This window comes from Rhodococcus sp. DN22, from assembly GCF_036669995.1.
Taxonomy (GTDB): Bacteria; Actinomycetota; Actinomycetes; order Mycobacteriales; family Mycobacteriaceae; genus Rhodococcus_F; species Rhodococcus_F erythropolis.
The window spans coordinates 296,831-323,798 of record NZ_CP133327.1 but is presented as its reverse complement, the minus strand read 5'-3'; the positions used below and the strand labels follow the sequence as shown (position 1 = coordinate 323,798).

At 60.1% G+C, this 26,968-nt stretch carries 26 protein-coding genes and 1 pseudogene; 13 read left to right on the top strand and 14 right to left on the bottom strand.

What is annotated here, in order from left to right; genetic code table 11:
• Positions 1–562 precede the first annotated feature (562 nt).
• Positions 563–1,102 carry a hypothetical protein gene (locus RA302_RS31575; RefSeq protein WP_232354261.1) on the bottom strand — a complete coding sequence of 180 codons (540 nt, stop codon included), beginning with the start codon at positions 1,100–1,102 and terminating at the stop codon, positions 563–565.
• A gap of 261 nt (positions 1,103–1,363) precedes the next feature.
• Positions 1,364–1,714, bottom strand: coding sequence for a hypothetical protein (locus RA302_RS31570; protein ID WP_064112259.1), 351 nt, complete (start codon positions 1,712–1,714; stop codon positions 1,364–1,366).
• Positions 1,715–1,929: 215 nt separating this feature from the next.
• On the opposite strand from RA302_RS31570, the gene RA302_RS31565 reads away from it, so the two are divergent.
• A complete protein-coding gene (locus RA302_RS31565; protein WP_075835882.1) occupies positions 1,930–2,427 on the top strand; it encodes a hypothetical protein in 498 nt (165 codons plus the stop codon).
• A gap of 432 nt (positions 2,428–2,859) precedes the next feature.
• Here RA302_RS31565 and RA302_RS31560 read toward each other — a convergent pair whose 3' ends face one another.
• On the bottom strand, positions 2,860–3,216 hold the full coding sequence (locus tag RA302_RS31560) for an Lsr2 family protein (protein WP_047269234.1): 357 nt from the start codon (positions 3,214–3,216) through the stop codon (positions 2,860–2,862).
• A 231-nt stretch (positions 3,217–3,447) separates the two neighbouring features.
• Between RA302_RS31560 and RA302_RS31555 the strand changes: the two genes are divergently transcribed.
• From RA302_RS31555 to RA302_RS31545, 3 genes are read left to right on the top strand one after another with little or no spacing between them, the layout of a single operon-like run.
• The gene (locus RA302_RS31555) at positions 3,448–4,041 is read left to right on the top strand and encodes a hypothetical protein (RefSeq protein ID WP_075835880.1); all 594 of its coding nucleotides are present in this window, start codon (positions 3,448–3,450) and stop codon (positions 4,039–4,041) included.
• Positions 4,042–4,051: 10 nt separating this feature from the next.
• Positions 4,052–4,396, top strand: coding sequence for a hypothetical protein (locus tag RA302_RS31550; RefSeq protein ID WP_198174641.1), 345 nt, complete (start codon positions 4,052–4,054; stop codon positions 4,394–4,396).
• Positions 4,362–4,589: a DUF2283 domain-containing protein gene (locus tag RA302_RS31545; protein ID WP_075835878.1), complete on the top strand. Its 228-nt coding sequence runs from the start codon at positions 4,362–4,364 to the stop codon at positions 4,587–4,589. The genes RA302_RS31550 and RA302_RS31545 overlap by 35 nt, the downstream gene beginning before the upstream one ends.
• A gap of 179 nt (positions 4,590–4,768) precedes the next feature.
• On the opposite strand, the gene RA302_RS31540 is transcribed toward RA302_RS31545, so the two are convergent.
• Positions 4,769–4,933, bottom strand: coding sequence for a hypothetical protein (locus RA302_RS31540; protein WP_198174640.1), 165 nt, complete (start codon positions 4,931–4,933; stop codon positions 4,769–4,771).
• Positions 4,934–5,138: 205 nt separating this feature from the next.
• Here RA302_RS31540 and RA302_RS31535 point away from each other — a divergent pair, with 205 nt between their 5' ends.
• Positions 5,139–6,422 carry a tyrosine-type recombinase/integrase gene (locus RA302_RS31535; protein WP_338481211.1) on the top strand — a complete coding sequence of 428 codons (1,284 nt, stop codon included), beginning with the start codon at positions 5,139–5,141 and terminating at the stop codon, positions 6,420–6,422.
• Positions 6,422–8,902 carry a site-specific integrase gene (locus tag RA302_RS31530; protein WP_338481210.1) on the top strand — a complete coding sequence of 827 codons (2,481 nt, stop codon included), beginning with the start codon at positions 6,422–6,424 and terminating at the stop codon, positions 8,900–8,902. Before RA302_RS31535 ends, RA302_RS31530 begins: the two co-directional genes overlap by 1 nt.
• A 512-nt stretch (positions 8,903–9,414) precedes the next feature.
• Here RA302_RS31530 and RA302_RS31525 read toward each other — a convergent pair.
• Together RA302_RS31525 and RA302_RS31520 are read right to left on the bottom strand one after the other, a co-directional pair.
• Positions 9,415–10,467, bottom strand: coding sequence for an alpha/beta hydrolase (locus tag RA302_RS31525; protein WP_338481209.1), 1,053 nt, complete (start codon positions 10,465–10,467; stop codon positions 9,415–9,417).
• An 11-nt stretch (positions 10,468–10,478) separates the two neighbouring features.
• Entirely contained in the window at positions 10,479–11,678 is a 1,200-nt protein-coding gene (locus RA302_RS31520; protein ID WP_338481208.1) for an MFS transporter, read from the bottom strand.
• Positions 11,679–11,754: 76 nt separating this feature from the next.
• On the opposite strand from RA302_RS31520, the gene RA302_RS31515 reads away from it, so the two are divergent.
• Positions 11,755–12,117 carry a MerR family transcriptional regulator gene (locus RA302_RS31515; RefSeq protein WP_338481207.1) on the top strand — a complete coding sequence of 121 codons (363 nt, stop codon included), beginning with the start codon at positions 11,755–11,757 and terminating at the stop codon, positions 12,115–12,117.
• 615 nt (positions 12,118–12,732) lie between these two features.
• On the opposite strand, the gene RA302_RS31510 is transcribed toward RA302_RS31515, so the two are convergent.
• The 7 genes and pseudogenes from RA302_RS31510 to RA302_RS31480 form a co-directional block, all read right to left on the bottom strand.
• A complete protein-coding gene (locus RA302_RS31510) occupies positions 12,733–13,944 on the bottom strand; it encodes an MFS transporter (protein ID WP_338481206.1) in 1,212 nt (403 codons plus the stop codon).
• A 184-nt stretch (positions 13,945–14,128) separates the two neighbouring features.
• The gene (locus RA302_RS31505) at positions 14,129–15,550 is read right to left on the bottom strand and encodes an FAD-binding protein (RefSeq protein ID WP_338481205.1); all 1,422 of its coding nucleotides are present in this window, start codon (positions 15,548–15,550) and stop codon (positions 14,129–14,131) included.
• A 112-nt stretch (positions 15,551–15,662) separates the two neighbouring features.
• The gene (locus RA302_RS31500; protein ID WP_338481204.1) at positions 15,663–17,180 is read right to left on the bottom strand and encodes an aldehyde dehydrogenase; all 1,518 of its coding nucleotides are present in this window, start codon (positions 17,178–17,180) and stop codon (positions 15,663–15,665) included.
• Between the two features lie 249 nt (positions 17,181–17,429).
• Positions 17,430–18,221, bottom strand: coding sequence for a CoA ester lyase (locus RA302_RS31495; protein ID WP_338481203.1), 792 nt, complete (start codon positions 18,219–18,221; stop codon positions 17,430–17,432).
• Positions 18,222–18,223: 2 nt separating this feature from the next.
• Entirely contained in the window at positions 18,224–19,471 is a 1,248-nt protein-coding gene (locus RA302_RS31490) for a CoA transferase (RefSeq protein ID WP_338481202.1), read from the bottom strand.
• Positions 19,472–19,533: 62 nt separating this feature from the next.
• A complete protein-coding gene (locus tag RA302_RS31485) occupies positions 19,534–20,178 on the bottom strand; it encodes a GntR family transcriptional regulator (RefSeq protein ID WP_338481233.1) in 645 nt (214 codons plus the stop codon).
• 402 nt (positions 20,179–20,580) lie between these two features.
• Positions 20,581–20,652: pseudogene (locus tag RA302_RS31480) on the bottom strand (ATP-binding protein); the annotation flags it as partial.
• Between the two features lie 135 nt (positions 20,653–20,787).
• Here RA302_RS31480 and ligD point away from each other — a divergent pair.
• The 4 genes from ligD to RA302_RS31460 all read left to right on the top strand — a co-directional run bounded on the left by ligD (position 20,788) and on the right by RA302_RS31460 (position 24,462).
• Positions 20,788–21,699 carry a non-homologous end-joining DNA ligase gene (gene ligD, locus RA302_RS31475; protein WP_338481201.1) on the top strand — a complete coding sequence of 304 codons (912 nt, stop codon included), beginning with the start codon at positions 20,788–20,790 and terminating at the stop codon, positions 21,697–21,699.
• A 164-nt stretch (positions 21,700–21,863) separates the two neighbouring features.
• Entirely contained in the window at positions 21,864–22,289 is a 426-nt protein-coding gene (locus tag RA302_RS31470; RefSeq protein WP_338481200.1) for an ABC transporter permease, read from the top strand.
• A gap of 128 nt (positions 22,290–22,417) precedes the next feature.
• Positions 22,418–23,377 carry an SMI1/KNR4 family protein gene (locus RA302_RS31465; RefSeq protein WP_338481199.1) on the top strand — a complete coding sequence of 320 codons (960 nt, stop codon included), beginning with the start codon at positions 22,418–22,420 and terminating at the stop codon, positions 23,375–23,377.
• 476 nt (positions 23,378–23,853) lie between these two features.
• Entirely contained in the window at positions 23,854–24,462 is a 609-nt protein-coding gene (locus RA302_RS31460; protein WP_338481198.1) for an HNH endonuclease, read from the top strand.
• A 207-nt stretch (positions 24,463–24,669) separates the two neighbouring features.
• Here the strand turns inward: RA302_RS31460 and RA302_RS31455 are convergent, their stop codons facing one another.
• On the bottom strand, positions 24,670–25,074 hold the full coding sequence (locus RA302_RS31455; protein WP_338481197.1) for a hypothetical protein: 405 nt from the start codon (positions 25,072–25,074) through the stop codon (positions 24,670–24,672).
• Positions 25,075–25,197: 123 nt separating this feature from the next.
• Between RA302_RS31455 and RA302_RS31450 the strand changes: the two genes are divergently transcribed.
• Positions 25,198–26,205, top strand: coding sequence for a phospholipase D-like domain-containing protein (locus tag RA302_RS31450; RefSeq protein ID WP_338481196.1), 1,008 nt, complete (start codon positions 25,198–25,200; stop codon positions 26,203–26,205).
• A gap of 209 nt (positions 26,206–26,414) precedes the next feature.
• Positions 26,415–26,918, top strand: a complete 504-nt coding sequence (locus RA302_RS31445) for a DUF6301 family protein (protein WP_230814212.1) — start codon at positions 26,415–26,417, stop codon at positions 26,916–26,918.
• The last annotated feature ends 50 nt before the right edge of the window (positions 26,919–26,968 follow it).

Genomic DNA, 26,968 nt, shown 5'->3' with positions numbered 1-26,968 from the left:
GAGAATGCCGACCAATCGATTGTCAACTGTCATCGGTCGCATACAGAGCGTGCGAGGAACTGAGAAAGGTCATGCTGCCTATACCGTTCTTGGAGACAGATAATCCAGATCTTGAACGTGCACGCCGACGGATTGGCCCGCTCACCAACCTGCAAGTCACTCGAAGCCCGGACAGGCCTGATCCGCACCTGTGGAACGCCAGTCGAACCGTCGCTCGACGGCCTTGCCCTACCTGCACCTCCATTGAGAATTGAGCGTCACTCGTCGGAGTCCTTTGGAGTGATCTCGCTCGCCCGCCCGTGCTCGCACCAGCCGCACACTGGGCATCGGACGCGGTACTCGAACATTCCGTGGTCGTCACTGCCTAGTGATTCGACAACGGTGATCGCGTCAGCGCTCTTGGGACATACGTTGCCTCTGAAGAACCCGTTCCCCACTCTGACGGCGATCGCTACGGAACCCCATGTTGTCCCCAAGATATCCCCCGACAAGTCCGTCAATCTGCGGCCATGCGGTGAGATTCGTTCCGGCAGAGCAGCTCCCGCTTCAGCGCTACGAAGATCTATAACACCAGTCGTGAGCCTTTCGGTAGCCTGATTTCTCGTCGTTCGGTGGGCAGGCTTGCCGCGGCACGGATGCTGCGGATGTCATCGGCAGTCAACGGCGCTGACAGATCGCGCTGGATGACCACGGTGCCGTCCCGATACGGAAATGCCTCCACGGTGGGCGGGAGCTGGGTTTCGTCGACGGGGAACTCTTGACCCAAATAGGTGCAGCTGCCGATCGTCGCACCGCCGGGCACGTAACTCTGAACCCGCGACTCAGCTCGCCGGTAGAGGACCGCTGTGGGGGCGTCCCAGATATCAGTGAGCCCTTGAACGAGGTTCAATGCCAGTGTGATCCGAGATTCGTCGGCGAAAGTGCAGATGAAACTTCCCGTCCCCGAAGTGCCCCCGAAACCAGCCACCACGCGAATATCGCCGGCATTCGAGTACAGGCTTAGGTGTTGTGGGAGCGAGAGTGGATACATCCCACCGGTGGCGTGGCGTGATCGCCGCTTCTCGATCAATGTGGCTTCGATCGATTCTTCCGTCGGCGGCACCAGGATCTGCCGAACGTTCGAGGCGAGTATCTGCTCGACCGTCGCCTCGGGCGGGGAGATCGTCGCCTACCGACTGATAGAGGTCGACACCGAAGACCGGGTCGATGTCGCGAAGTAACTGCAGCGAACGAACAACGAGAGCGGCGGTGACACTTTCGGATGCTGGCGGCCCCTCAGACGAGATGGCTCTCAAGGTCAGTCCGTCCGTCATGGTTCGGAGCAGTGATGTCGACGGCATTTTCACTCCTTTTCCGTCGCGGCTCAGGCGAATCGTTCACTAATCTGCGGGTCGTAGAGGCGATAGCCGAGTGAGTGCATCGCGCCGATGATCTCGTTGGCATGCTCTCCTCGGAATTTGTAGCCGATGAACTCGACCAACTGCTCACCGATGGATACGTCATAGGCCGGCGTTCCTTCAGGGTCAGTCCCGGGCGGGCGCAGGAACTGCCCGTCCCACGTCCAGCCTGGGAGGTCCTCCGCAAACGCCCGCAAGACACGGTCCCGGTCCACCACGTCGACACCTTTGACGGATTGCTCGTCGTTCAGGCGCGTGTAGACGTTGTCGGGGTCGAGATCATCGCCTCCAGCCCAGAACGCCAGGTTGTAGCTCATGCCGCCTAGTATGCCTGCCCTGACCATCGGGGGCGGGGTTGATGATTGCGACGTTCGCGGTGATCTCTCTGTACGAGCCGGTGAGGATGGTGGGGATCGCGCGTCGTCGGCGGATGATTCAGCTGCGCTGGACATGATCGGTTCTCCCCCGCGAAATCCCGTTCGTCTGAGGGGGATCGACGGACCTGCAAGGTTCAAGCTGCTTAAATCGACGGATGACGATCACCGGTTTGATCAGCGCTGGGCACCACACGTTTCTCATCTCCGCAGCCGACACCGATCCCACGGACACATACACCACGGGCCAGGTTTTCGACGCCGGCAACAATCTCATCTCGGTCCACACCGGCATCGCCTACGGCCCGGTCAACGTCACACTCGAACTGCTCTCCGGCGAAGACCACATCTTCGAAAACGGTGGACCCTACATCGATCTCGATGCATGGGACAACATCGAGGAAGTCACCGTCGTATGCCGTGAACCGATGCTCTTCATCACCTTGGAGAACGAGATCGTCGAAGAATTCGGCGAACTCACCTCTCCTAAGGGAGCGCGCCATTTCCGCATCGCCACCCGCGGCCGGGCCACGCATTGGGACCTCGACGTCGATACCCCCACCGAGGACTACCTCATTCAAACCTGGCCCTCCGGAGGCCCATCGATGATCCGCGAGATCAAAGCCACCGACGGTGTCTGGCTCAACGAGGAGTGAACTGCGTAAGGCCGTCGCTGATGCTTCGTTGCCGGCCTACTCGCGTGCAAGAGAACTCGGGTATTGATCGGGACTGACGGTTGCAGGTGCAGCCTGCAGAATGAGCGCAAGACGTCGACGGTGGACCGACTGGATTTGTATGCGCGCACTCCGCAGGCTGCTGGCGGAACTGTACCCGGAGATGACTGCGTCTAATCTCTGCTGGTCGCAGTGGCAGTCGGGGGCCGAGCGCAAACGACGGCACACTTCGACTCAGGAAGGGTGCGTGATTCTCGGGTGTTTTCCGTTGGAAACACCTGCAGTTCGCAACAGCTGACGGCCGGTGGCGGAATCCACGCCGGGTTAGGAAGATACGGGTGTGTGAGAGACGCTTCCCCTCACACCCGCTTTCGTATCAGCGTTGAATGTCGTGTCGTCTCAAACGGATCGAATTCAGTGCGCGGCGTCGAAGGCGTCGAGGATCTCCGCTTTGACCCGCCCCCGCGGTGCCACGTCGTAGCCGTTCTTGACTGCCCAGTCCCGCACTGCCTGCAACTGCTCTTTCGAGCGACCTGAACCGGTATCCTTCGCCGTCACATCAGCTTTACTGCCGCGGCGTGCCTTTCCGACTTTCTCGGCGACCTTCACGAAAGGCTCGAGGGCGGCGTTGAACTTGTCGACGTTCGTCGGCCGCAGATCGATCAGGTAGTCCGACCCCTGATACGAGAATTGGATGCGTTCGCCGAATCCGTCGTCGATCGGCTTACCGTCGAGATCGTCGATAAGTTGGCGAATCACTCTCTCAGCCATGCAACATCGTCTCCAATTCGATAGGAATCTCTCCAATGACCGGGTAACCCTAGCAACCCTTGTCGGCACCGAGACGACCTCGAAGGCGCCGAGAGTTACCTATGCCCCGGACCGACTGCACCGCCTGGCCAGGCCGGGAGGCAAAGGTGCTTTACTCGACTGATGGGCTGGTCGGTGCGGAGATGGTTTCAACGGAGACCGCGGCCGGCAGGACCACAGGGGTCGGGGCAGGTGCAGGTCGCGACGCCTGAGGTTCCCACTGCGCACACACAGTTCTACGAGCGTCAACGCATAGCGTGGGAGCGGGCGGAAGCCGAGTTCAATTCCCGCACATGGCCCTTCCTGATCGTGAGCGATGTGTCGCAGTGGGCGCTTACCTGGCTCCCAGTCGGCCTTGTAGACGCCTCGCCAGCGGAACTGGAAGCCGCGTACGTACGCGGCGAGATCCCATATATTCCGTTTGCTCCATCTGTTGAGCTTGCCGAGGTGGTGATCGCACAAGCAGTCGAGGACGGCATCGTGCTTCTCCCCACACCGGGACGACTGACGAGCACCTACGTGCATCGAGACCCCACCACCGAGATGGAGACTGCCAGGGGCTACGGACTGAAAGTCGCGGACAGCGCAGTGCTGGAAATCCGCTCTGCCGCCGGCGTGATCTGCGAAGGGGAACTGGGCAGTTCGGAGGGTTCCCCGCTGCACGGCGCGGCCGCGATCGAGCGAATAGTCCACCAAGTCATCAACACCTTCGCCCACGTGCGGCCCTTCCTCCACTACGCCTGGGACAAGGACCACCAACCCAATAAGCGGCCACCTCAGCAATGAGCGCCGGTCAATGCCGAACAGCGACAGGCAACTCGACGTCGCAGATGGAGGAAGAGTGGATCTGGAGCATGTTGCGAGATTTGTCGTCGCACCCGAATTGGTCGAGATCGACGACCTCACCGCGCAGGACCGCCGACAGCTACCGGAGCACTGGCTGCACGCACTCGCCGGGGACCGTGCATGGCGCCTAGCGGAAGTCTTGAAGCGGTGGAACAACTTCGGGCGACCGATCATGTCCGACACCTACACGACGATCACTGTCCTCCGCACGGCCACAGCGTCAAGTCGCCCCACGCTCCGCCCCGAACTATCCTCTCGATATGCATCTGACATTCGCAGCAACATACGACCCTGACGCCGACGCTTCATACATCTATGTGGCCTCCGACAGGGCGAACGGAGACGCCGTGCGCCAACAGCACGTCCACTGCGACAGCTCTGACGGCCAGATCATCCTCGACTACGACAGAGACGGACGGCTCCTCGGTATCGAACTACTCGGAGCCTCGTCCCTCCTACGCGCGTCCGCGCTCTCCCCGATCGAGTAACCGGAGACCGGCCCCTAGATCTCTGCATCGAGATGTCGGGCCCGCGTACTACTCTGTGTCTTGCGACGAGAATCAGGTCGCCACACTGACCAGACCGCAGCGAGAGCCAAGGTCCTGACCTGCAAGATCCTTGCAGATCGGTCACATGTGGCGACCTGATCTTATTGAATTCCTGCCGGCTACTTCGCGGCTGGACGATCCGGCATCTTCATCATGATGAGCTCCGCGCCGTCCTTGTACCGGTAAGCCCACTGACCATCCTTCGTAAGCACCGTGCCGGCCTGGCCCTCGTCCGGGGCCGGGCTCCACCCTTGGACCCCATCGGGTTCTGCATTCTCGCTCATCTCGCTATTGTCTCAACCTCGGAAAACCGGCCGAAACCAGTACAAACCCGCGCACAGTAGAAGGCATGAGCGCCGCCTCCGGAAAGCCAGTGCCGCCGATGCTCGCCACGCTCGGGCATCCCCCAACCGGGGAGCGCTGGCGTATTAACTGAACTAACGAATCGCATCATTGCAGGTCAGGGCGTGTGCTGATACTTTCCTCAGTATGTGCAGCGAGACGCGCCGGGCTGATCTTGCAGGGCTTGTCGTTCCCGACGTGGGGCGGCTGATTTCGACAGGTTCCGAAGCAGAGCCGTACAGGTTGCTCGATGCGGCAGGTGAGGTAATCGGCACTGCGACACTATTTTTCGAGGAACTTCACGCGTGTGACCGATCGTCGGCGACGATCCGATCGTACGGGCATGACTTGTTGCGGTGGTGGAGATTTCTCGCAGCGGTCGACGTGGGATGGGAGAGAGCCACTCCCGCGGAGGGCCGTGATTTTGCGCGTTGGATGAAGATTGCGGATAAACCCAGGCGTGAACACTGGCGGAGACGGGGCGAAAAAGTCTCCGGCACAACACCTGTAGGGGGCAATGCGGCCAAGAGTGGTCATTGGATGGTCAACGAGGTCACCGGCAAGCCGCGGCAGGGACAGAAATTCTCCCCGGCCACTCGAGCGCACGCGGAAACGGTGTTGCGGGCGTTCTACGATTTCCAGATGAGCATCGGTGCCGGGCCGGTCGTCAATCCGTTCCCGGTGGATCGCTCGCCCCGCGCTTTTCGGTCGAACGCGCATCACGATCCGCACGATCCGTTTCGTAACGAGCGGAAGGGCCGATACCGACCCAAGGTTCCGAAACGGATACCCAAGCGCATTCCCGACGACCGTTTCAACGAACTATTCGCGGCGTTGTCCTCTAACCGAGATCGGGCAATGTTGGCCTTTTGGGTCTCGACCGGTGCCCGCGCCGACGAGCTCCTGTCGATGTCTCAGCAGTGTGCGGACCCGGGCCAGCAATTGATCACGGTAACAAGGAAGGGGACCCGGGAGGTCCAACAGTTGCCGGCGTCGCCAGATGCATTCGTGTGGTTGCGGATCTATCAAGAAGAGGCCTGGGGAAAGGATGCCCCTCGCGGCGGCGATCATCCCTTGTGGATGACGTTGCGAAGGCCGTGGCGGCAGCTGTCATATTCGGGGGCGCGCGCGATGTTCTCACGGGCGCAGTCGATGTTGGGATCCAATTGGACCATTCACAACCTGCGCCACACCGCCGCCTTTCGGATGACGAGCGATCCTGACATGCCGTTGTCCGATGTGCAATGGATCCTGGGCCACGCGCACCTGACAACCACTCAGCTGTATCTGACCCCGAGTCGCGACGAAGTTTTCGCACACGTCCGCGCCCACCATGCTCGATACACCGGCAACACCCAATCGATGCCTGCACCGCCAGCGCCGGGCTACAACCCGGCAGTATTGGACGTACTTTTCGGAGGTCGACGCTGATGGTTTCTGCACGTGTCTCCAAAGTGCCTGCCAGTTGGAGCCTGAACGTCGATGCCCGCGGAGGTGCGAATCGCAGTGTCATCGACACCCTCCTCGATCGGTATCCACCGCGCGTGATGCCATCGTCGTGGAAGACGACTGAACTCGGCCGAGCGGCCGCCCTGAAGCGGGTGGAAGCACTCATGATCCGGGCTGAGGGTAGTGAGAGCTTTCAGCGCGATGCCGTCCGAGGTGCTGGGCTGCTTCTGCGGTGGCTGAATTCGTTTCCGGGAAAGAGCTGGCAAGACCGCTGGAACCACAGTGGCGTCGCCGAACACGGTCTCGGATGGGTTTCGATACCGGAAATGTGGCTGGACGAACAAGGCGTGCAATCGGTTCGGTCCACGGTCCTGACCCATGCCCTGATCGGATTGTTCGTCGCGGATCTGATTCGCCCCGATTTACGTTTCGTGGTCCAACTGCACCGGTCACACTACTGGCGCGACTGGGCGGCAATCAGCCGAGATCCGAAAGGATTTGAGCGACTGGAGGCTGCGGCAGGTGCGGAGACTGCCCAAGCAATGCAAGGTCGAACTGCACGATGGCAGATCTCCATGTTGATCTTGTCCAAAGGCGGCGGACTTTCCGACATCACCGTTGGTGACTGCGTCGAACTTCGCCAGGCGGAGCTCGCCGTATGTTCGAGAGGTAAAACGCGCTACCTCTTCTACAAACTTCTCCACGACATCGGGATCTTCCCACCAGACGCGCCACCGACTTTACGATTCGTCACGGTGTATCGAGGACAGAGCACCGTCGCAGAACTCGTCGATCGCTTCGACATCGCAAATTCCGACGTCCGGAATCTCCTCGTGGACTATCTGTCCGAACGTCACCCTTCGCTGGATTACACGACGCTCGACAATCTCTCACGACATTTGGCGCTGCACTTCTGGAAAAACCTGGAGACCACCCATCCCGGAATCAACTCGCTTGAACTCGACCGCGGCGTAGCCCAGGCGTGGAAAGAACGCATGCGTTGGAAGGTCAGCCGCCGACGACTCCCCGACGGAACGTACGCCGAGACCCGTAGTCCACGAATGAACTACACCGACATGCTGACAGCTGTGCGCGCGTTCTATCTCGACCTGGCGGCGTGGGCAGCACTCGACCCCGCACGGTGGGCGCGGTGGGTAGTGCCGTGTCCGATCGGCCCAGGAGAGACGAGCGCGAAGAAAATCGGACGCCGACGCAAAGCACGCATGGATCAGCGCACACGAGAGCGACTACCTCGACTGCCTGAACTGGTGCGGATCGCCGAACAACGAGCCCATGACGCCAAGGTGCTCCTCGAGGCTGCTGTTGCGGCATCGCCGGGCTCGAAATTCACCGTCCTCGGCAAGACTTACACCAAGTCGGACCCATGGTTGAAAGCAAGCGCTGACGGCATTCCGGTGATCTACGACTCCGAGGGACGAACCATCCGGCTCCGAGAAGCCGAGAACCGGGCATTCTGGGCTCTGGCAACTGTGGAAGTCCTGCGACACACAGGCGTTCGAATCGAAGAGATGCTCGAAATCAGCCATCACAGCATCACCCAATATCGACTGCCCAGCACCGGAGAGCTCATCCCGCTACTGCAGATAGCACCCTCGAAGACAGACGAGGAACGCCTACTTGTGGTCAGCCCAGACCTCGCCGACATGCTGTCGACAATCGTGTCCCGAATACGCGGCGCGGACGGAGGGGTACCTCTTGTACCTCTCTACGACCGGAACGAACGTATCTGGGTGGCACCCGCCCCACTCTTGTTCCAATGGAAAAGCGGTGGTCACCACCGCGCGGTGTCCGCAGGCTTGATCCGCAATGCACTGACCGAACTCATCGATGCAGCAGGAGTGAAGGACGCAGCAGGCGAACCACTGTACTTTCAGCCCCACGATCTGCGCCGAATCTTCGCTACCGACGCCATCATGAACGGCATGCCTCCGCATATCGCTCAAGTGCTGTTGGGGCACAAGGACATCAACACGACCATGGGATACAAAGCCATCTACCCGGAGGAAGCGATCACCGGTCACCGCGCCTTCATCTCGCGCCGACGCGCCCTCCGCCCGAGCGAGGAATACCGCACGCCGACAGATGCCGAATGGGATGAGTTTCTCGGACACTTCGAGCGCCGCAAACTCGCCCTCGGCGAATGCGGCCGCGCCTACGGCACCAGCTGTCAACATGAACACAGTTGCATCCGGTGCCCCGTCTTACGTGTTGATCCCGCACAACGTTTCCGACTGGTCGAGATACGCGACAACCTTGCTGCCCGAATTACCGAGGCAGACAGCGAAGGCTGGATCGGTGAAGCAGAAGGACTCCGCGTGAGCCTCATGGCTACCGAGGAAAAACTGGACCACATCGATCGGCGAGCCCGTCGTGCCGTTCACCTCAACATGCCCAGCTTCCCCGCCGTCGCCGTACGCACCCACCCCAGAAAATCGGATTGAATCACCTTGTAATCGAAGTTCGAACGCATCATCTCATCATTACAGTCGCTGTTTAGCGCGCTCTTACGCCACACCCTGCAGTCACGAACACGCCTGTGTCCGCTGTCCAATGCTGCGGGTGGATCCGCGCGCACGATTACGAGTGGCCGAAATTATCGAGAACCTGCGCGACCGCATCGCCGATGCCCACGGCAACGGCTGGCTAGGCGAGATACAGGGTTTACAGGTGAGCCTCGATGCGGCTGCCGGAAAAATGGCCGCCCTCAACCGTGCGGAACGCCGGACGGTTGGACCGGTCCTCCGGCATCCCGCAACCACGTCACCTCAGCTCAGCGTTAACGCAGTCGCGTCAGGACCTACCGCCCGCGGGAGAACCCCGCCAGGCGTGAGACAGACCCTCCAACGGGCGTCGGACACGAGTGCAACACAATGTTGACTGCGCCCGTCACCACTCGGGAAGGTCGAAACACGCGGAATGGGCCGAACCGTGCACGACAGCGACTTGTCTGCCGTCATCGTTCGGCTAGTGCGCGGTTGAGTGCGTCGCGGCGGTAGCCGTCGATTCGGGTGCTGAGCGCTGCCGAAGGGGCAAGGAGTTCGCCGGCGTGAATGCCGCCTGGATATACGTGCATTTCGACTGGAACACCTGCCGCCATCAGGCGGTTGGCGAAAATGATGTCCTCGTCGCGAAAGAGGTCGAGCTCTCCGACATCCAGATAGGTCGGGGGCAGTCCCGAGAGGTCGAGTGCTCGCGCGGGAGCGGCGTACGCGCTCACCTGCGCGTCGCCTGCATCCGTTGCGGTCTCGTATGTTTCACCGAGCAGGTATCGCCATGCTTCGACGTTGAGGTCGCGGTCCCAGATCCCGATGTCGACGATCTCGCGGCTGCTCGGCGTCTCGTTTCGATCGTCGAGCATCGGATAGAGCAAAACCTGGAATGCGATCTCGGGCCCCTTTCTGTCTCGGGCCAGGAGCGCGAGCGCTGCTGCCAACCCGCCGCCGGCGCTGCCACCGTAGACGGCAATGCGCTCACGGTCGATTTCGAGCCGTGAAGCGTTGTTCCACAACCAGATCAGCGTCGCGTAGCAATCTTCCACGGGTGTCGGATGGCGGTGTTCGGGCGCCAACCGGTATCCGACGGAGACGACGACGGCCCCACCCGTCACGACCTGGGTCAGCGGCGCCGCTTGGCGTTCGTCGGTTTCGATACTGCCGTGATTGAGTCCGCCTCCGTGTATGTACAGAATGGCTGGACGTGGCGCGGAAGGCTCGTTGCCGGGGCGATACGTTCGGACGCGGATAGATTCACCGAGGTGGCCGGGAATGAACTCGTCGCGGTATGCAATGGACGAGTCAATGGGGTCGGCCGCCAATGCGGCTGCATTGTTGTCTGCATACATCGTTCGGCGCTGGTCAAGGGTGTAGTTGCGGAAACCACCGGGGCCGGTGACGGAGAGCATCGCGTCGAGGCCGCTTCGGACTTCCGGATCGATCCGCGCACGCAGAGCGTGCGTCACGGAGTCGTTGCGGGTATGTGATTGCTGCACAATGTTATTCATAGTCATTTGTATTTCCTTCACTTTCGGAGAGGGTTGGGAAATCCATGGCGGCGTGAAGCTACAGTCGCGACGAGTGCGGTGGCGACCAAAGCGAAAGCTGCCCAGGGCAGTGAGCCCGCATCGGAGGATTCGAGCAGAAGCCCACCGAGGATGGCGCCACCGGCAATGCCGATATTCCAACATGTCACCACGAGAGATTGAGCGACGTCGCCCGCAGCCCCTGCAGCCTCGGCTGATGCAGTTTGGAGAAGGGTGGCGGCGCCGCCGAACGCTAGTCCCCACACCGCCGCACCGACGAAGACGAGCCACACGGTATCGCCAACGACCCCCAGACACAGGCAAGCACCGGCAAAGAGTGCACAACTGACGATCATGAGAGGGCGCAGACGACGATCGATCAGTACGCCGGTGATCACGATGCTGATCAACGACGCGGCGCCGAACACCAACAGCACTGCGTCGACGTCGTCACGCATGTCGATGCGGGTGAGGAAAGGAGCGACGTAGGTGTACAGAACGTTATGGGCGAGAACGAATGTCAACGTGACGAACAAGACAGGGACGACACCGGGAAGGCGCAGGGTTCGGCGAATCGGCACACTGGCACCGCGTTCCTGTCCGGGGAAGGCGGGAACGGACCTCATCACCCACACGACGAGCACGACACTGAGTATCGACATGAGCCCGAATGTGTAACGCCAGCCTACGATCTCGGCGAGAAAGGTGCCGGCCGGGACACCGACTGCCAACGCCACCGGCGTCCCGACCATCGCCACGGCCATGGCTTTCCCACGCTGGTGCGGGGGCACCATCCGTCGCGCGTATCCGGCCAGCAGTGCCCACAACAACCCCGCGACGACCCCAGCGACGAAACGGGACAACATCGTCCATACGTAGTCCGTCGAAACGGCGGTGACAGTATTCGCGAAGGCGAATCCGGTGATCGCGAGCAGAAGTAGACGCCGTCTGGGCCATCCGAGAGTGGCGCTCGTCAGTGGCACTGCGGCGAGCGCCGAACCGATCGCATAGATCGTAACGGTTTGTCCTGCAGCTGAACCCGAGACGCCGAGGTCGTGACTCATCCCGGGAAGAACTCCGGCGGGGAGGGCCTCGGTCATGATCGTGACGAACCCCGCCGTCCCCAACGCCGCCAATCCTGACAGTGGGAACCGTGTTGGTGATTCCGAAGTAGTGGCGGAGCGATCGGTGCGAGTCATGGACGCTATCATTCATGCTTGACATTGGTGTGAAGGTCAAGCGTCGGTGCACAACGGTGACAGTGAGGTCAGCCACATGCTTATCGGAGAACTCGCGCAGCAGACGGATACACCCGCCCGATTGCTGCGCTACTACGAGGAACAAGGACTCATCGAACCGCGCCGCCTGGACAACGGGTATCGCGACTATGCCGACTACCTCGTCGATCGAGTCATCCAGATCCGCGGACTCCTCGACGCAGGCCTACCGACCCGCATCATCAAGCAGGTTCTGCCCTGCCTGGACAAGCCGCGAACCATCCATTTCCCCGACGCGACACCCGAGATGATCGCAACCCTCGAACATGAGCGGGACCGCATGAACGAGCGAATCGAAGTACTGACACGAAATCGGAATGCGATATCCGGCTACCTCGACGCAGTGAAAGCACTGGCCTGAAGCCCTCCGGTCAGTTCGACTTCTCGAAACAAGCGAAGTCGGGTCGGACGGTCCTTGCCGTATCGGGTTGGGCGTCAATGCTGGGACACCCACCCCGGCTGGCGACGTCATTATCGCTGACCCTCTTGTCGGGGCGTGAGTCCAGATCGTTGATGATGGCGACCTAGATTCGTTTGAGCTCGGCCGTTGTCCTCTCTTGCAGATAACGCGCGAGGTGGGTTACTCGTGTTCATCTACTGCGCTGTCAACTGCGGCAGTCGACTCGGAGAGTGCGCCGTTGCGGTCAGCGCCGGAAAGCGCTGCAACGCAGCATCTTTAGAGAGCGCGGGTGGTGGAATCTCATCTTAATGGAGAATCGTTCTGTTGGTCTCGTCCGAGAAGTGCGGCGCAGCCCACGAATCGGCGGGGCCCGCAGACTAACCTCACTACGGTTAGTCCTCCAATGTCGGAAATCGGCTGGTAGGGCAGTGTTCCCGAGGGCTCGAATTGGTTGAGTGCGGCTGCCACGAAACTCTGCTTTCGGCGAAGTTTGTCTACAACCTACGAGTGGGGCAGTGCACCAATGGAAGTACTGCGCAGCGCGAGTAGCTATGGCAAATTAAGGGACCGCTCGACCTACACCAGCGTTTTCCCCTTCGTTTCCGGTGACAGGAGGGTCGTGGTGAGGCCGACGATGAGGAGGATGACCATGTAGAGCGAGAACATCCATGCGGTGCCGCGGCCCTCTAGCCAAGTGAGTGTGTAGGGGGCTGTGCCTCCGAATATGGCCACCATCAGGGAGTAAGGCACCCCGATCCCGGAGGCACGTACTTCGGTGGGGAAGAGTTCCGCGAAGTACGCGGGCATGATTCCGACGAATGCGCCGAGGAAGAACAGTGCTACTGCCATGACCAGTCCCAGCCGTAAGGCTGAACCGCCGGCGAGTGCCATCAGGGGGAACGTGAGAGTGAGCATTGCGATGAAGTAGGTGAGGAATATGGGTTTGCGGCCGATTCGGTCGGATAGTTTCCCCCAGAAGGGGAGAGTGAGCATGAAGAAGATGTTGGCGATAACGCTTGCCCACAAACCTTCTGTTGCGTCGACGCCCCTGTTGGCGATCGCGAAACCGGGAATTCCGACCGCCCAAGTGTAGTAGACGACGGTGACGCCGGCGCTCATTCCGAGGACGCGGACCAAGCTCGACTTGTTTCTGCCGAGCCCGCGCACGATGTCGAGTGCGGTTCGTCGTGTGCTTTCGCTGTTCTCTGCTTCGAAGGCGTCGGTCTCCTCGAGGGTTCGACGGATGTACATTCCAGCGAAGGCAAGTAGGCCGCCGAAGATGAACGGAACGCGCCATACCCAATCTCGAAGTGCGCTTTCGCCGACAACGGACGACCCTGCTGCGCCGATCAGGGAAGCCAGTACGATTCCTGCGGTCACGGAGACGTACACGCTCGTCGACCACAGGCCTCGCTTTGCACGAGGCGCGATTTCGGCAACGTAGGTGTACGAGGCTGCGATTTCTCCACCGTGTGCGAGGCCTTGGATGAGCCGTGCAACGAGAAGTATCAAACCGGCGAAAACGCCGATGCTGGCGTGCGTGGGAGCTACACCGATGATGAGACTTCCGCCGGCCATCATCATCATCGATGTCGTCAGCGAGAATTTGCGTCCGTATCGATCGGCCAGCCATCCGAAAAAGAATCCACCGATTGGTCGCATGAAGAAGCCGGCGGCAAATATGGCAAGAGTTGCAAGCAATGCGCTCGTTCGATTTTCGCTGACGAAGAACTGGCTTGCGAAGAAGGGCGCGAATATCGCGTAGACACTCCAGTCATACCATTCCAAGGTATTTCCCACACCTGCCCCTGCCAAAGTCCTCAGACTGGGTTTCCCTCGGGGGGAGGGATCCCGCAGGTTCGTGGATGAAGATGTGCGCTCGATATCAGGTGTGGACATGACTGTGTCTCCGGGAGTGGGTGCGATAAATAGATTTTCGGATTGTGCAGCAAGAGAAGGGGGCGGACTAGATTTATTGGGAAGCGCGGGTTTCTTTCATTGAGAGCGACATTCGGTGGGCAGCAGCCTTGCCTGCGAGACGACCGAAGATCATGCCGCGGAGCACAGACGTACCGCCGGGATATTTCCCGTGGTAGATGCCCGTGCACTCGCCGGCAGCGTATAGGCCTGGAATCGTGTTTCCTTGCTCGTCGAGGACCTCCGCATCGGCATTGGTCGACAGCCCCCCGAACGTGAAGACGATTCCACATTTGATGGGGTACGCGATGTACGGCGCCTCGGAGATGGTCCGTGCCCAATTCGATTTCTCCGGTTCGATCCCATGAGTCCTCTTGCCATCCAGTCTCTTCCAGTCGAAAATGCCATCACCTACTGCGGCGTTGAACTGGCGGACTGTCGCGGTGAGAGTGTCGACAGACAGTTCCAACGAGGTAGCCAGTTGCTCGATGGAGTCAGCGACGATGGGTTTGACGCTCGTAAGAATTCCGCGAGCGCGCGCCTCGATCGAGGTGAATTGCTGGTCGGTGATGAAGTACGCAATTCCGTCTCGCTCTGCCCAGATCGCTCGGGCTGTGCTCTCGTAGATCTCGTCCACGGTGTTGCTGCCTTCGTCGATGAACCGTAGCGCGTCTTTGTTGACGAGGATCCCGTAGGGAAACACCATGACCAGTGATTCCGGCGTGGTACTCCGTGGATCCACCGGTTCGGCGTGGAATCCGTCCCATTCGCCTGCGCGGGCAGCTCCGACGTCGAGAGCCATTTGGATACCCTCGCCCCGGTTAAAGGCGACCCCGGGGGCGATGGGGATCAAAGGTTCTGCAGTGCCTAGTTCGCGGGTCAAGATTTCGGTGTCGCCTTCGAACCCACCTGAGGCAATGATTACCGACCTGGCTGAGATAGTCGAATGACCGGACGGGCCGATTACGTGGAGCCCGCGTACTTCGCCGCTCGCGGTGATATCCAAACTTGTGGCGGTGGTGTCGTACCGGAACTCGACGCCCAGTTTTTCCGCTACGGGGACCAGCGCACTGAGTATTCCTTCACCGCCCCCGACCGGCTGGAGGCGCTTTCGTGAGCTGTTGATGAAATACGTTGGCAGTCTTTTGAATCGAACACCGTGGCCCTGTACCCATTCCATGGATTCAGGGATCTGCTCGGCCATTTTTTCGACATACCAGCGCGGTGTTCGGCCATCTGAAAAGTCCATGATGTCGGAGACGAATGTCTCGCCGGGATCGTAGACGTCATCGAGTCGGAAGTAGGCTGAGGTCCATTTCGTCAGGCCCCCAGCCTCCTCCTCAGGAGCGCGATCGACCAGAATGACGCGACCCTGTCCTTCGCGCATCTGTTCAGCGGCTGTTATCGCTGCCGAGAGTCCGGCGATACCGGATCCGATAACGATGATGTTGTCAGGACGTTCTTTAGTCGTCGTCATTGACGTTCCCTTCCGGGCGGAGCGGAGCGAACAATTCACTCACTCTGGTCGAGGTGGGCTGGTCGGCACCTGTTAGTGCTGTTTTTGTGCACGAACGTGAGTACTTCAGTGGTCAGGCACGCGGGTTGAAGGGGTCCTTGACGCCCTGTCCGGTATCGACCCACACGCTCTTCTCTTCGGTGTACTCGAGCAGTGCGTTGGGCCCGTTTTCGCGACCGACTCCGCTCTGCTTGAACCCGCCGAACGGGGTCGAGTACCCGGTCTTGCGGTAGTTGTTGATCCACACCGTTCCAGCCTGCAGCTTTGCTGCCACCCTATGGGCGCGTTGGATATTGGTACTCCACACGCCGGCAGCGAGTCCGAACTCCGTATCGTTGGCAATGCGAATCGCATCGGCTTCGTCCGTGAAGGGGATGACCGCAGCGATCGGGCCGAACACTTCTTCCCTGGCGATGGTCATGTCGTTGTCGACATCAACGAAAACCGTGGGGCGCATGAACAGGCCGTTTTCGAATCCTTCGACTATTGCAGGGACGCCACCGGCAACCAGCTTGGCGCCTTCGTTCTTCGCGACCTCGATATAGTGACGGACTTTGTCGTACTGAGCCTTGCAGGCGATCGTGCCCATCTCACTGTCGGAGCTCTGGGGGTCTCCGACTTTGATTCGTTCGGTTCGGGTGACCAGTTCTGCGACGACCTTGTCGTAGATGCTCTCCTGCACCAGAATTCGCGAACCTGCCATGCATGTCTGTCCGCTTGCTCCGAAGATTCCGGCAATCAGACCGTTGAGAGCGCTGTCGAGGTCAGCGTCCTCGAAGACGATGTTCGGGGATTTGCCGCCCAGTTCCAGGGAAACGCTCTTGAGCGATTTGCCGGCAGCGGCGGCGATCGCCTGCCCCGTGGCGGTGGAACCTGTGAACGCGACTTTGTTGACGCCTTCGTGAGTAGTCAACGCTGCACCGGGAGCGCCGAGGCCGGTCACCACATTGAAGACGCCGGCTGGCAAACCTGCCTCGGCAGCAAGTTCGGCAATGCGCAAAGTCGACACCGGGGTGATCTCGGACGGCTTGGCGATCAGTGTGTTGCCTGCAGCGAGTGCGGGTCCCAGTTTCCACACCAATAGTAGAAGGGGTGAATTCCAGGGAGTGATTGCGGCGACCACACCGAGGGGCTCGCGAACGGTGTAGTTGAAAATGTCCTTGAGATGCAGGGGGTTTGTGTTGCCAGTGGGCATTTGCGCCAAGCCGGCATAGTAGTTGAAGTACTCGGGCATGAGCCGCGCTTGCCCGGCCATTTCCCTGATGAGCTTGCCGTTTTCGTCGACCTGAAGTTGGGCGATCTCGTCCGCGTTGTCCGCGATCGCCTGTCCGAAACGGATGAGGAACTTTGCGCGATCAGCAGCACGCCAATCAGCCCACTCGCCTTCGAAGGCGCGGCGGGAGCTGGCTACTGCGAGGTCGACATCTGCAGTGCCGGCGTCAGGCACCTGGGCCCAGACTTCGCCGGTGGCCGGATTGGTGACGTCGATGTACTTCTCTGTCTTAGGGGTGACAAATTTGTTGTCGATGAACAAGCCGTATTGATTCACGCCGATGGGTGTTTCGACTAGCGAGGACAGTGTTTGTGACATGAGTGGCCTTTCTTTCCGAGAGCATGCTGAGCGAGGTGGACACCCTCTGGGTGGCCGTGTGGCCTGGCTCACTACTACCATAGCGATTGTCCCACAATGGGTCAATTCACTCTGAAGGTGTGCTGCTCACGAGCGACGTAGGTGCGGTATGCGATATCCGGTTGTCTGACGTGGTCCATCAGAAGTGAGTGGATGGGATGCCGGCTCGGCGCGGCGGATGGTGATGCAGCTCGTGGGTATCGGGATGGATCAGTTGGAAGCGCGCTCGAGAATTTGCCGTGCTCGTGCTGCGACAGGTGCGTCCACGAACTCTCCGCCGGGCAGTGTCGTTGCGCCCTGGCCTGCGCGGGCGAATGCATCGAGCACATCATTTGCCCAGCAAATTTCGGTCTCTGTCGGGGTGAAAGCTCTTGTGATTATGGGTAATTGACGAGGGTGGATGGCGGATTTGCCGAAGAATCCGACTGATCGGGCGTGTTCCGCTTCGTCTTGCAGGCCGGCGTCGTCGTCGAGTTGTCCGTAGACACTGTCAATCGGCGGAGCAATTCCTGCGGCACGCGCAGCGAGAACAAGGCGGCTCCGGGCATGCAGAAGGGGTGTCGTTCCCACCCCGACCGAGAGATCGCGCCGTAGATCCAATCCGCCGAGTGCGAGATAGGTACATGCTGAAGCATTGGCGATTTCCGGTGCTGCAAGGATGCCGCGGGCAGTTTCGATTGCACAAATAATCGGAAGCCCTGGACAGCGGGATGCCACCCATTCGACGTCTTCAGCAGATTCGACCTTGGGTATCCGGATCCCGTGTGCGTTCTCGGCTACGGCCTTGAGGTCCGCCCTACACGCGTCCGTTCCCACCTCATTCACGCGAACCCAGGCCCGATGCTGCTCAAGGAGCTGAGCGACAAAAGTTCGAGCGGAAGCCTTGTCTTGCTGGGGCACTGCATCTTCGAGGTCGAGAATCACTGCATCGGCGTCGGCCTCGAAGGCTTTACGAACAATACGGGGATTGTTTCCTGGAGCGAACAGGTAGGTGCGATGCACGCTCAAACCACCCCGTCCGCGCGAAGGCTGGCCAGTTCGTCCTCGTCCACTCCCGAGAATTGGCCAAAGATTTCGGAGTTGTCCTGACCTAGCCGACGACCCCCGAACTTGATCTCACCTGGTGTCTTCGACAATCGGAAGAAGAGATTCTGCATGCGAATCGGTCCGAGGTCCTCGTCGGGGCAAAGAGTGATGGACTCGCGTTCGGTCACGTGCGCATCTGCGAGCAACTGCTCGACATCGTATATCGGCGCGATTGCGGCGCCCGCGTCCGTGAACGCTTCCATCACCTGGTCGAAATCTCGTTCACCTATCCATTTGCCGACGCATTCGTCCAAGAGATCAGCTCGCGCTGCACGTTCGCCGGCGAAAGGGAACCAGGGTTCAGTCGCGATGTCCGGTCGCCCGACAAGGGCCAGCACTCGTACCGCGACGCTCGTGGCGCTCGCCGAGATTGCTACCCAACGGTCATCAGCAGTCTGATAAGCATTTCTTGGAGCATTGTTCGGTGATCGATTGCCATGCCTGCCTGGAATGACGCCGAGCTGGTCATAGACAGTTGGAGCAGGGCCCAATATTCCCAGAAGTGGCTCGAGAAGGGAGAGATCTATGATTTGCCCGCCGCCTCCGCATGCGTCTCTATGATAAAGGGCCATCATGACCGCCAGCGCACCGGTGACTCCGGCGACTCCGTCTGCGAGACCAAATGGGGGCAAGGTCGGAGGGCCGCCTTCTTCGCCGGTTTGGTAAGCGAAGCCGCTCATGGCTTCGGCTAGAGTGCCGAACGCTCGCCGCTTCGAATAGGGGCCAGTCTGCCCAAATCCGGTGACACGCAGAATGATCAGATTCGGGTTGATCTCGTGCATGACCTCCGGGCCGAGTCCCCACTCCTCGAGGACGCCTGGGCGAAAGTTTTCGACGAAGACATCGGCTTCCTTCAGCAGGTCACAAAGAAGCTCGTGGCCTCGCGGGGAACGAAAGTTGAGCGTGACGGTTTTCTTATTGCGGGAAATTACTTTCCACCACAGTCCATGGCCGTCTTTCTGCCAACCGTGGGTGCGTGCCGGATCGCCACGGGGATGCTCGACTTTGATGACGTCAGCGCCGAAGTCGCCGAGAAGCATCGCGGCGATCGGCGCGGCGTAAACGAAACCGGCATCGAGAACTCGCAGGCCTGACAACGGCCCTTGAGCTGGCTTTGGAGCGTCGCCAAGTTGAGGGGGATCTGGTGGGGCGTCAGTTGGTGGCATAGGACACATTGAAGTGCCGTATAGTCCACTTTGTCAACAGATTGTCCCACAATCGGTCAATTTCAGCTTGGGATCGGGTCTTCACCCAAGGCAGTGGCGGCCGCGTTTCGTATGTGTTGACGCCACAGTCCTGCAGCTCCGGAAGAGTCTCCCGCTTGGATGGCTACGAGGACCTCTTTGATTTCGTCTCGGCTCCTGTCGGGTCGGGATCCGCGCGAAAGCGATCGGGCGCGAAGCCCGGCTAAACGTCCGTGGAGCAGCTTTGCCTGTCCGGCGAGTATGCGATTTCCGGTCCCGCGGTACAGCACGTCGTAGAAGTGGTTTTTTGCCAGGATCATCTCCCGGATGTCACCAGAGTTGTGGGCAGCGAACAATACCTCGCCAGCCATGAACAACGCCGTTCGAGTCTCGGGATCGGCCTTGTCGACGAAAAGCTCTACGGCAAAGCATTCCAGAGCTTCCCTGAACTCGTAGAGATCCCTCGCGTCTTGATCGGTGATGATCGTGACCATTGGACCCTTATGCGGTGGTATTTCAATGAAACCTTCAGCTTCGAGTTGACGGCACGCTTCGCGGATCGTGTTGCGTGAAACGTCTAATTCTTCACAGAGTTCCCGCTCGCTCAACTTCTGTCCGGGAGGCATCCTTCCACTGATGATTTCCTCCCGAATCGCTTCCACCGCTTGGGCGCGAACCGGGGCCGCCATTCGAGATATCTGCATCGTGCCCTCCGCTATCGGTTCAGTTGCAGCGCAACTCGGTCCGTTCCAACTGCCTCACGGTGCGTCAATGTAGGCCATCCAGACTATTGTAGGACAACTCTTTGTGGGCGTTGCATGCTGGGAGTGCGCTCGCAACCTGCGTCCAGAGGTGTCGGGTTAGCAGCCCTCCGCTCGATGGCGATGGCAATTCTGCCGGCGGAGTCGCGGTGATCGAAGAGTTCGCAACGCCTAGCCGGTTGGTCGATATTCTGATCTAGCCTGAGTCACGCACGCCGACGTGCTACCTACCGTCTCATTCGAATTCGGGTTGGAGAAGGATGGAGTCTAGGATCGCGTAACCCCACCCGTTTCTCTCTGATGGGGTTACGTGTGCAGCGCACCGGGGCGTAGCAGGCGCTGGACCAGTGCGCTTGTGGTTGTTTTACCCGCGCCGTGGGTGCCGTTGAGCCAAACGCTCATGATTCGTACCGTAGGTGCCAGGTTTAGCGACGTATCAGGTCGATGTGGAATCGGGTGGTGGGTAGAGGCCTTTGTCAGTGAGCATGGCTGTGCTGGGACCTCACGTCGACGCGATTGGTAGATCAAAGTTCGATAGTGCAGTTAAGGGCCTTCGAGAGTAAGTGGGATGGCCAAAGAGCCATTGCCACAACGGGTTCCACTCCGCCCAAACTCTGGTCCCGCAACGGCAACAACATTACCGCGTCGTTCCCTGAGATCGTCGATGCGCTCAGCGCTGTGCTCGATCACCGCGAAACCGTCCTCGACGGCGAGATCGTCGCACTCGGACCGGACGGTGTCCCGTCCTTCTCTCGATTGCAACGCCGAATGCACGTCCTCAAACCCACCGCGCAGCTCCGCAACGACGCCCTGACCACCTACTACGTCTTCGACGTCCTCGACATCGACGGCACCTCGACCACCGATCTGCCCTACCTCGAACGCCGCGAAGCGCTCGCCAACCTCAGCCTCGAACACCAGCGAATCAAAGTCCCACCCCACTGGCTCAACGTCGACGGACCGACCATGCTCGAGGTCGCCCGCAAACACCACCTCGAAGGCATCGTCGCCAAAAGCATCACCTCGACCTACCAACCCGGAAAACGGTCCCCGAGCTGGCTGAAAACGCCCATACGTTCCAACACGGAGGGAATTCTGTGCGGATTCGTTCCTGGATCCGGCAGCGCCGCCGGCGGAATCGGATCGCTCATCCTCGGCGCCCATGACGATTTCGGATCACTCATCTACATAGGAAGTGTCGGTACGGGCTTTTCTTCGAGACTGCGCGGTGAACTACGTGACCAGCTTCTCGAGATCGAGCGGCCCACTAGTCCGTTCGCGATCGCGCCACCACGAGCGATCGCACGCGAAGCACGTTGGGCTGAACCGCTTTTGGTGTGTGATGTGGAGTATCGGGAGTACACAGGCAGCGGACTCAGACACCCAGCTTTCAAAGGTCTGCGCGTGGACAAGACCGCCGATGAAGTTGACCTGCCCGGACGCCACTGACCACCGAACATGACGAGCAATCAGCGCTGAAACAGACGCATCAATGTTGCATCTGATGCAACCTTCACTCAGCTGATTGACGGACTCGTCCCCTCGGCGCTCTCGACGGGCCTACCCGGGTTGATGTGGGGCCGCACACCCGCGCGCCGGGCTAGGCTGCGGGCGTGTCGAGAGCAGTGTGGTGGATCTTTGTCGGGGCTGCGTTGGCCTTCACCGTGTGGGTCGGCGCCTCATGGACGATGGCTGAAGTGTCGTTGGCGTGCTCGAAGACCGGCGAGAGCGGATCCTCCTTCCGGTGCGATGACCACATCGTCCACGTGCTAGGTGCCTGGCCACTGATCGGCCTGGGGCTGCTGCTCGCAACACCACCTGTGGTGGCCGCATTGGCAATGCGAAAGTGGGTCTCGTGGTTGGCCGTCGCCGCACTCGTTGGTTTGTCCATCGCCGGGCTGGCGAACTGGAGCTCTTTTTGGGGATCTCTTCTCTTCGCGGTCCCCTTGGCAGCCCTTGGGTTGGTCGCCGCCGCAACGCAGAAGACAATCCCGCGCCCGGGTACACCACTGAGAGGTTCTGCGGCAGCGGCTGCGTAGACGCGCGCCGCTGCCGCCTCTGGGCGAGCCAGTCGTCAGACATGCCCTAGCTGGGGCCACGCTGACTGCGTTCGAAGAGGACAACGAGGTGAACGGCTAACAGCCGACCTGACGGATACATTCAGGACATGACTCTCACCAATGCATGGCGCCGGTACATGCAGGTCCTTCACGAGAAGGCGCCGGTCACGGCCGCCGCGGTTCGCCCGCCACGACCGCTCTCCGAGCGAGAAGACGCCGAACGCGCTACAGCACCGTGGACCCCCGAGCTTCGAGAGTTCTTTTCCCTTCACGACGGCCAGAAACGACCGATCGGTGAAGAAGACTTCGTCGGAAGCGTATTCCCGAGCTTCGAGCTGCTCCCGCTCGCCGACATCATCACACAGCACCGATCTTTACGAGATCACCTCCACGACACCGAATACCTCGGCGACGACTGGGGAAATATCGCCCGGCAACAACCGGCCGGCGAGATCGCGCACATGTTCCTCAGCGAATACATTCCGTTCGCAGAGCACGGATGCGGTGATCTGTTGTGCGTGGACACGCGCGGCGGGGAGCGAGAAGGCTGTGTCCGCGAGTTCGGCGCAGAGGGCGCTGATGAACGCGATCCGGAGTCGGCGTCGTTGGCGGAGTACGTCGATTCGGTACGCATCAGCCTCGAGTCAGGTGTCGAACACTCTGGACTGGTCCCTACCGTCGAGGACGGCACCCTGATCTGGGATGTCGAATTTAGTGACAACCCGGTGCGCATTCCCGCGCCTGAGCCGGTGATGATCCACCTACCGTTCGCTCTGACGAGTTTCCAGCCGTCACTGATCGGTCCCGACGATGACGTGATCGACCTGGATGTCGTTCGGCGAACAGTGATCGACACGGCCCAGTCGCTACACCCCGACTCAGTCGTAGAAGGCGGCGGGTCGATCTTTCGCCGGGTTCCCCGTCAACGGGGTGTCTCGGTTAGTTGGTTCGTCGAAATCGATGGCCAGACTGTGGCTTTCGTATCCATCGTCACGGGCCTTGGTGATGAGGTGATTGTTCACGAGCTGCCAGAAGATGGCAGCGTCAGGTTCGTGTTCGACGAGTGATCCCCGATCGGCCTCTCTGGCCGGACGGGGAATAGTGCATGTTTCGAATACTGCACATCCGCCACTCAACCTGCCAGGTCGTCACTGAGTCAGTGCAACAGCACAATTGAGGAAGGTTCATTGTGGACAATGGGTGGTTGTACTGGAGCCCGTTTCCGCAGCATGTCCGTGAGTGGCTGCGGATGATCGTGCAACAGATTTGGTCTGGCTGAGACCGCAGACCGGTGGGGCTCGGCAGGAAGTCGGCGGTATCGGGTGCACCAGTGATTCGTACAATCGCTCGATTGCTGTCGAAGGTCCAAAACGCACACTGAAACCCGTAGAAGGGAGCTCAGCGAGCCCTCGGTTTCGCGGTCCGCTCCGGCAAGGATGCGAGCGCTTCGTGGGCGAATCGACCTATGGGTTGCTGGGTCTTTAGCTACGCGGCGTTGACCGCATGCCGACCACCCCAAGCAATCGGTGGCAGGCTGAGCCGTGTGCAGACATCTACGCCCGATAAGGAAAAAACCAACACCTTGGCTCAGGTATGCGAGTCGCTCAAGAACGACGACCTAGACGATGCACGCGAAATATTGCACAGTCGGTATCCGTTCACTCCTGTGGCTAAAATGACTCGCCGCTACAACCCGAGAGACTGCATGAGGGTCTTCTTCCGAGATGGGTTCGTTGACCGTTACGCCGGAACTCAGCTCATCCATCCAGGTGCACTGCGCCTCCTGTCGGTCTTGCTGCCCGACGAGTTCCCGTTCCATCCGAACTGGGCCACGAGCAAGACTCACTTCGCCTTTTGGGAACTGTTCCCCACAATCGACCATGTTGTCCCGGTAACTCGCGGCGGGCTCGATAACCAATCGAACTGGGTGACGACCTCCATGTTGCGGAACTCCGCCAAATCGCAATGGACGCTCGACGAGTTGGGTTGGTCTCTCATCCCAGCCAGCAACCTGTCGACCTGGGATGGGATGACCGATTGGTTCGTCAACTACCTAACTGGACATCCGACACTGCAGCGCGACCACGAATATCTGCGCAAGTGGTTTTCAGCCACGCTCGCCGTCCGGGCAGAGTGGGGAAACCCGACTTGACGAGGGGTCAATGCCGACCGGCTCCCGCCCTCGTGTCGCGCACCAGCTTCGAGGACAGGCAATACGCCTTGCAGCTCGGTCCATATTCAAAATCATGCGTTTTATCGATGGTCAAGACGCACACCCAAACCCGCAGAGACGATCTGAGCCTGTTCGACTTGTTGGAGGTCGGTCTGGGATTTCCAGTAGATCGCGGCGGTCGGCCGTTCAGGGGCTCCCCTGCAGCGAATATCCGTAGTACTCCCCGTCACGCCATTGCAAGTAGATGACCGTGCTGGTGTCGTAACCGGCATACCCGAGGATCGGGTAGTCGAACGGCGTCATCGTGTTCATCTTCGAGAGCCGATCCAACTCCGGGGGTTCGTCCAGCGGCGGAAAGCGGTCACGCTGATAGTCGCGACCATGCATGCTGATCCGCTCCGGTGTATGAAATGGCCAGGTCAAGGAATGATAGTTGGACCCGAACCACAGGTAACCAGTCATGGTTGCAGCCAAGAGGGCGCCGACCACGATGAACATGGCCCGCTTCCGTGGGTTTGCCCAGAGCCGCTCCACTGCGTCCACGAACCGCACCGAGCGGGGGCGGTGGATGTCCCCACAATCGTCTGCCATCCGTTGATCGTCCCTGCCGTGTCAATGTTGTTGCTGCCGAGAGAGTGCCACAGATTGATGCACCGCTGGTTGGAGTTAAATCGGTCATACGTTCGTGAAGCGTGCAGCTGATTGGATACCTCAATGGACTACACCTTCGCCGGACCGAAAGCCTGGGAAAAGATAACCGCAACCATCAAGAAGAGCGGCCCCAGAAAAGCCGCCGTAGCCTTCCTTGGACGGGAAGCTCCATCACTGATGCCATTGACCGAAAACGACGTTCTCGTCTGCAACGCATCCGATTCCGCATTGCGCTCCCACTCAACAAGCCCGGACGCGATCAGCGACTATCTCAGCCGAGGCGTCGAAGTGTGGTCGTCAGCTGCACTCCATGCAAAAGTCATCGCGACGTCCAAGTGGGCGATCGTCGGTTCCGCGAACGCATCACGCCACTCAGCGCAGCGAACGAACGAAGCCGCGATCATCACCAACGACTCCGAAATCGTCTCAGAGGTAAAGAACTTCGTCGACTGTGAGCTTGCCGCGCTCGACGCCACCGAGCAAATCACGGTCGAAGACCTCCCACGATTAAGGGCCGTGTGGAACGAAGGACTCAACGCCGATCCGCGATTCGGTGTTCCAGGTGTCAATAAGTCGGTCGATGAATTGATCTCAAACCCAGACGCGTACTTCTACATCTGCAAGGACGACACCGTAGACGTCGACGCTGCGACCTCATCGCAAGCGAGGAAAGCGATCCGACGCGGCCACGCCACCGCCGAATTCGCCATCGGTGTCGTCGCAATTGAAGCGGACCAACCACCACTCGACATCGGCGATCTGCTCTTCTGGTGGGACCAAGAGGGGATCGACGTGCCTGCTGTGGTGATAGACATCCCTCGCCCCGCCCTGGACGGCAGTGATGGTCGGACCTACCAGGCCTACCGCTACCGAAAGGACCTTCACTGGTTGACCTGGGACCATCTGCGAGCCGAGCTGCCGGCGGCTCTGTGGACACTTCTTGATCACGACGAGCCCCACATCGAAGGAACACTCGCGGACACAACACCGCGCGGAGCCTTCACGAAACAGGCGCGCCTTGCCCGCGCCCTTCTTCAACTGTGGGGACTTGCCCTCCCTGATCCGATCTAGGTGTACCGGCCATCAGGTTGGTGACAGCCGGCCCGCACCGTCAACGTCGTGCAGCAAACGCCGCCCGGACAGATCGTCTCGGATGAAGAACGACTCCGCGGCATGACTTACCTGTGCGTAATTGGCCCCGTCGTGATGTGGGAGGCTACGGCCGCCGTGACGGCCACTACCGAATCACCAACTCTGACTACGAGAGAGAGCTGTAAAAGATGCGAGCAGATATCGAACGCGCTGCCCAGGCGGTGCGCGCGGCCGCTGAGTTCGACTGGACGTGGACCGTCAATGACCTGCCGCCGTTCTGCGGTCAGGTCGGTTGGCAGTTCAGCGGCCTCGATGAGCAGGTGCCAGCAGCCGTGACCAATCTCGAAGTCAACCGCCCTGATGTGTCGGTGTTCGTCGCGGACATATCGACAACCGAATTGTCGCGAGCGATCAATATGATCTCCTTCCGTGCCAGTGATGTGGTTCTCGGTCAGAGCGACTTGGAGCCGGAGTTGGATGAAGTTTTCAGTGCACTCGTGCAGCGGATGTTCGAACTGCTGGGGCAGCGGCCCACGGATTGGTGGATCGAACCGACCCGCGGCCTGCGCTGGGACCTTCCGGGCCTGGTGGTTAGGGCCCAGATCGGCGTCTCATCGGTCTGTGTGTATCTGCTCAGTCCTGCGTACCAGCAATGGTGCGACGAAATCGAGCAGAGCGCCGAGGATGAGTAACCGTGAGGTCGGTTGAGGCTGCGGCCGGCCCGACTCGCTGTCATTCCTGA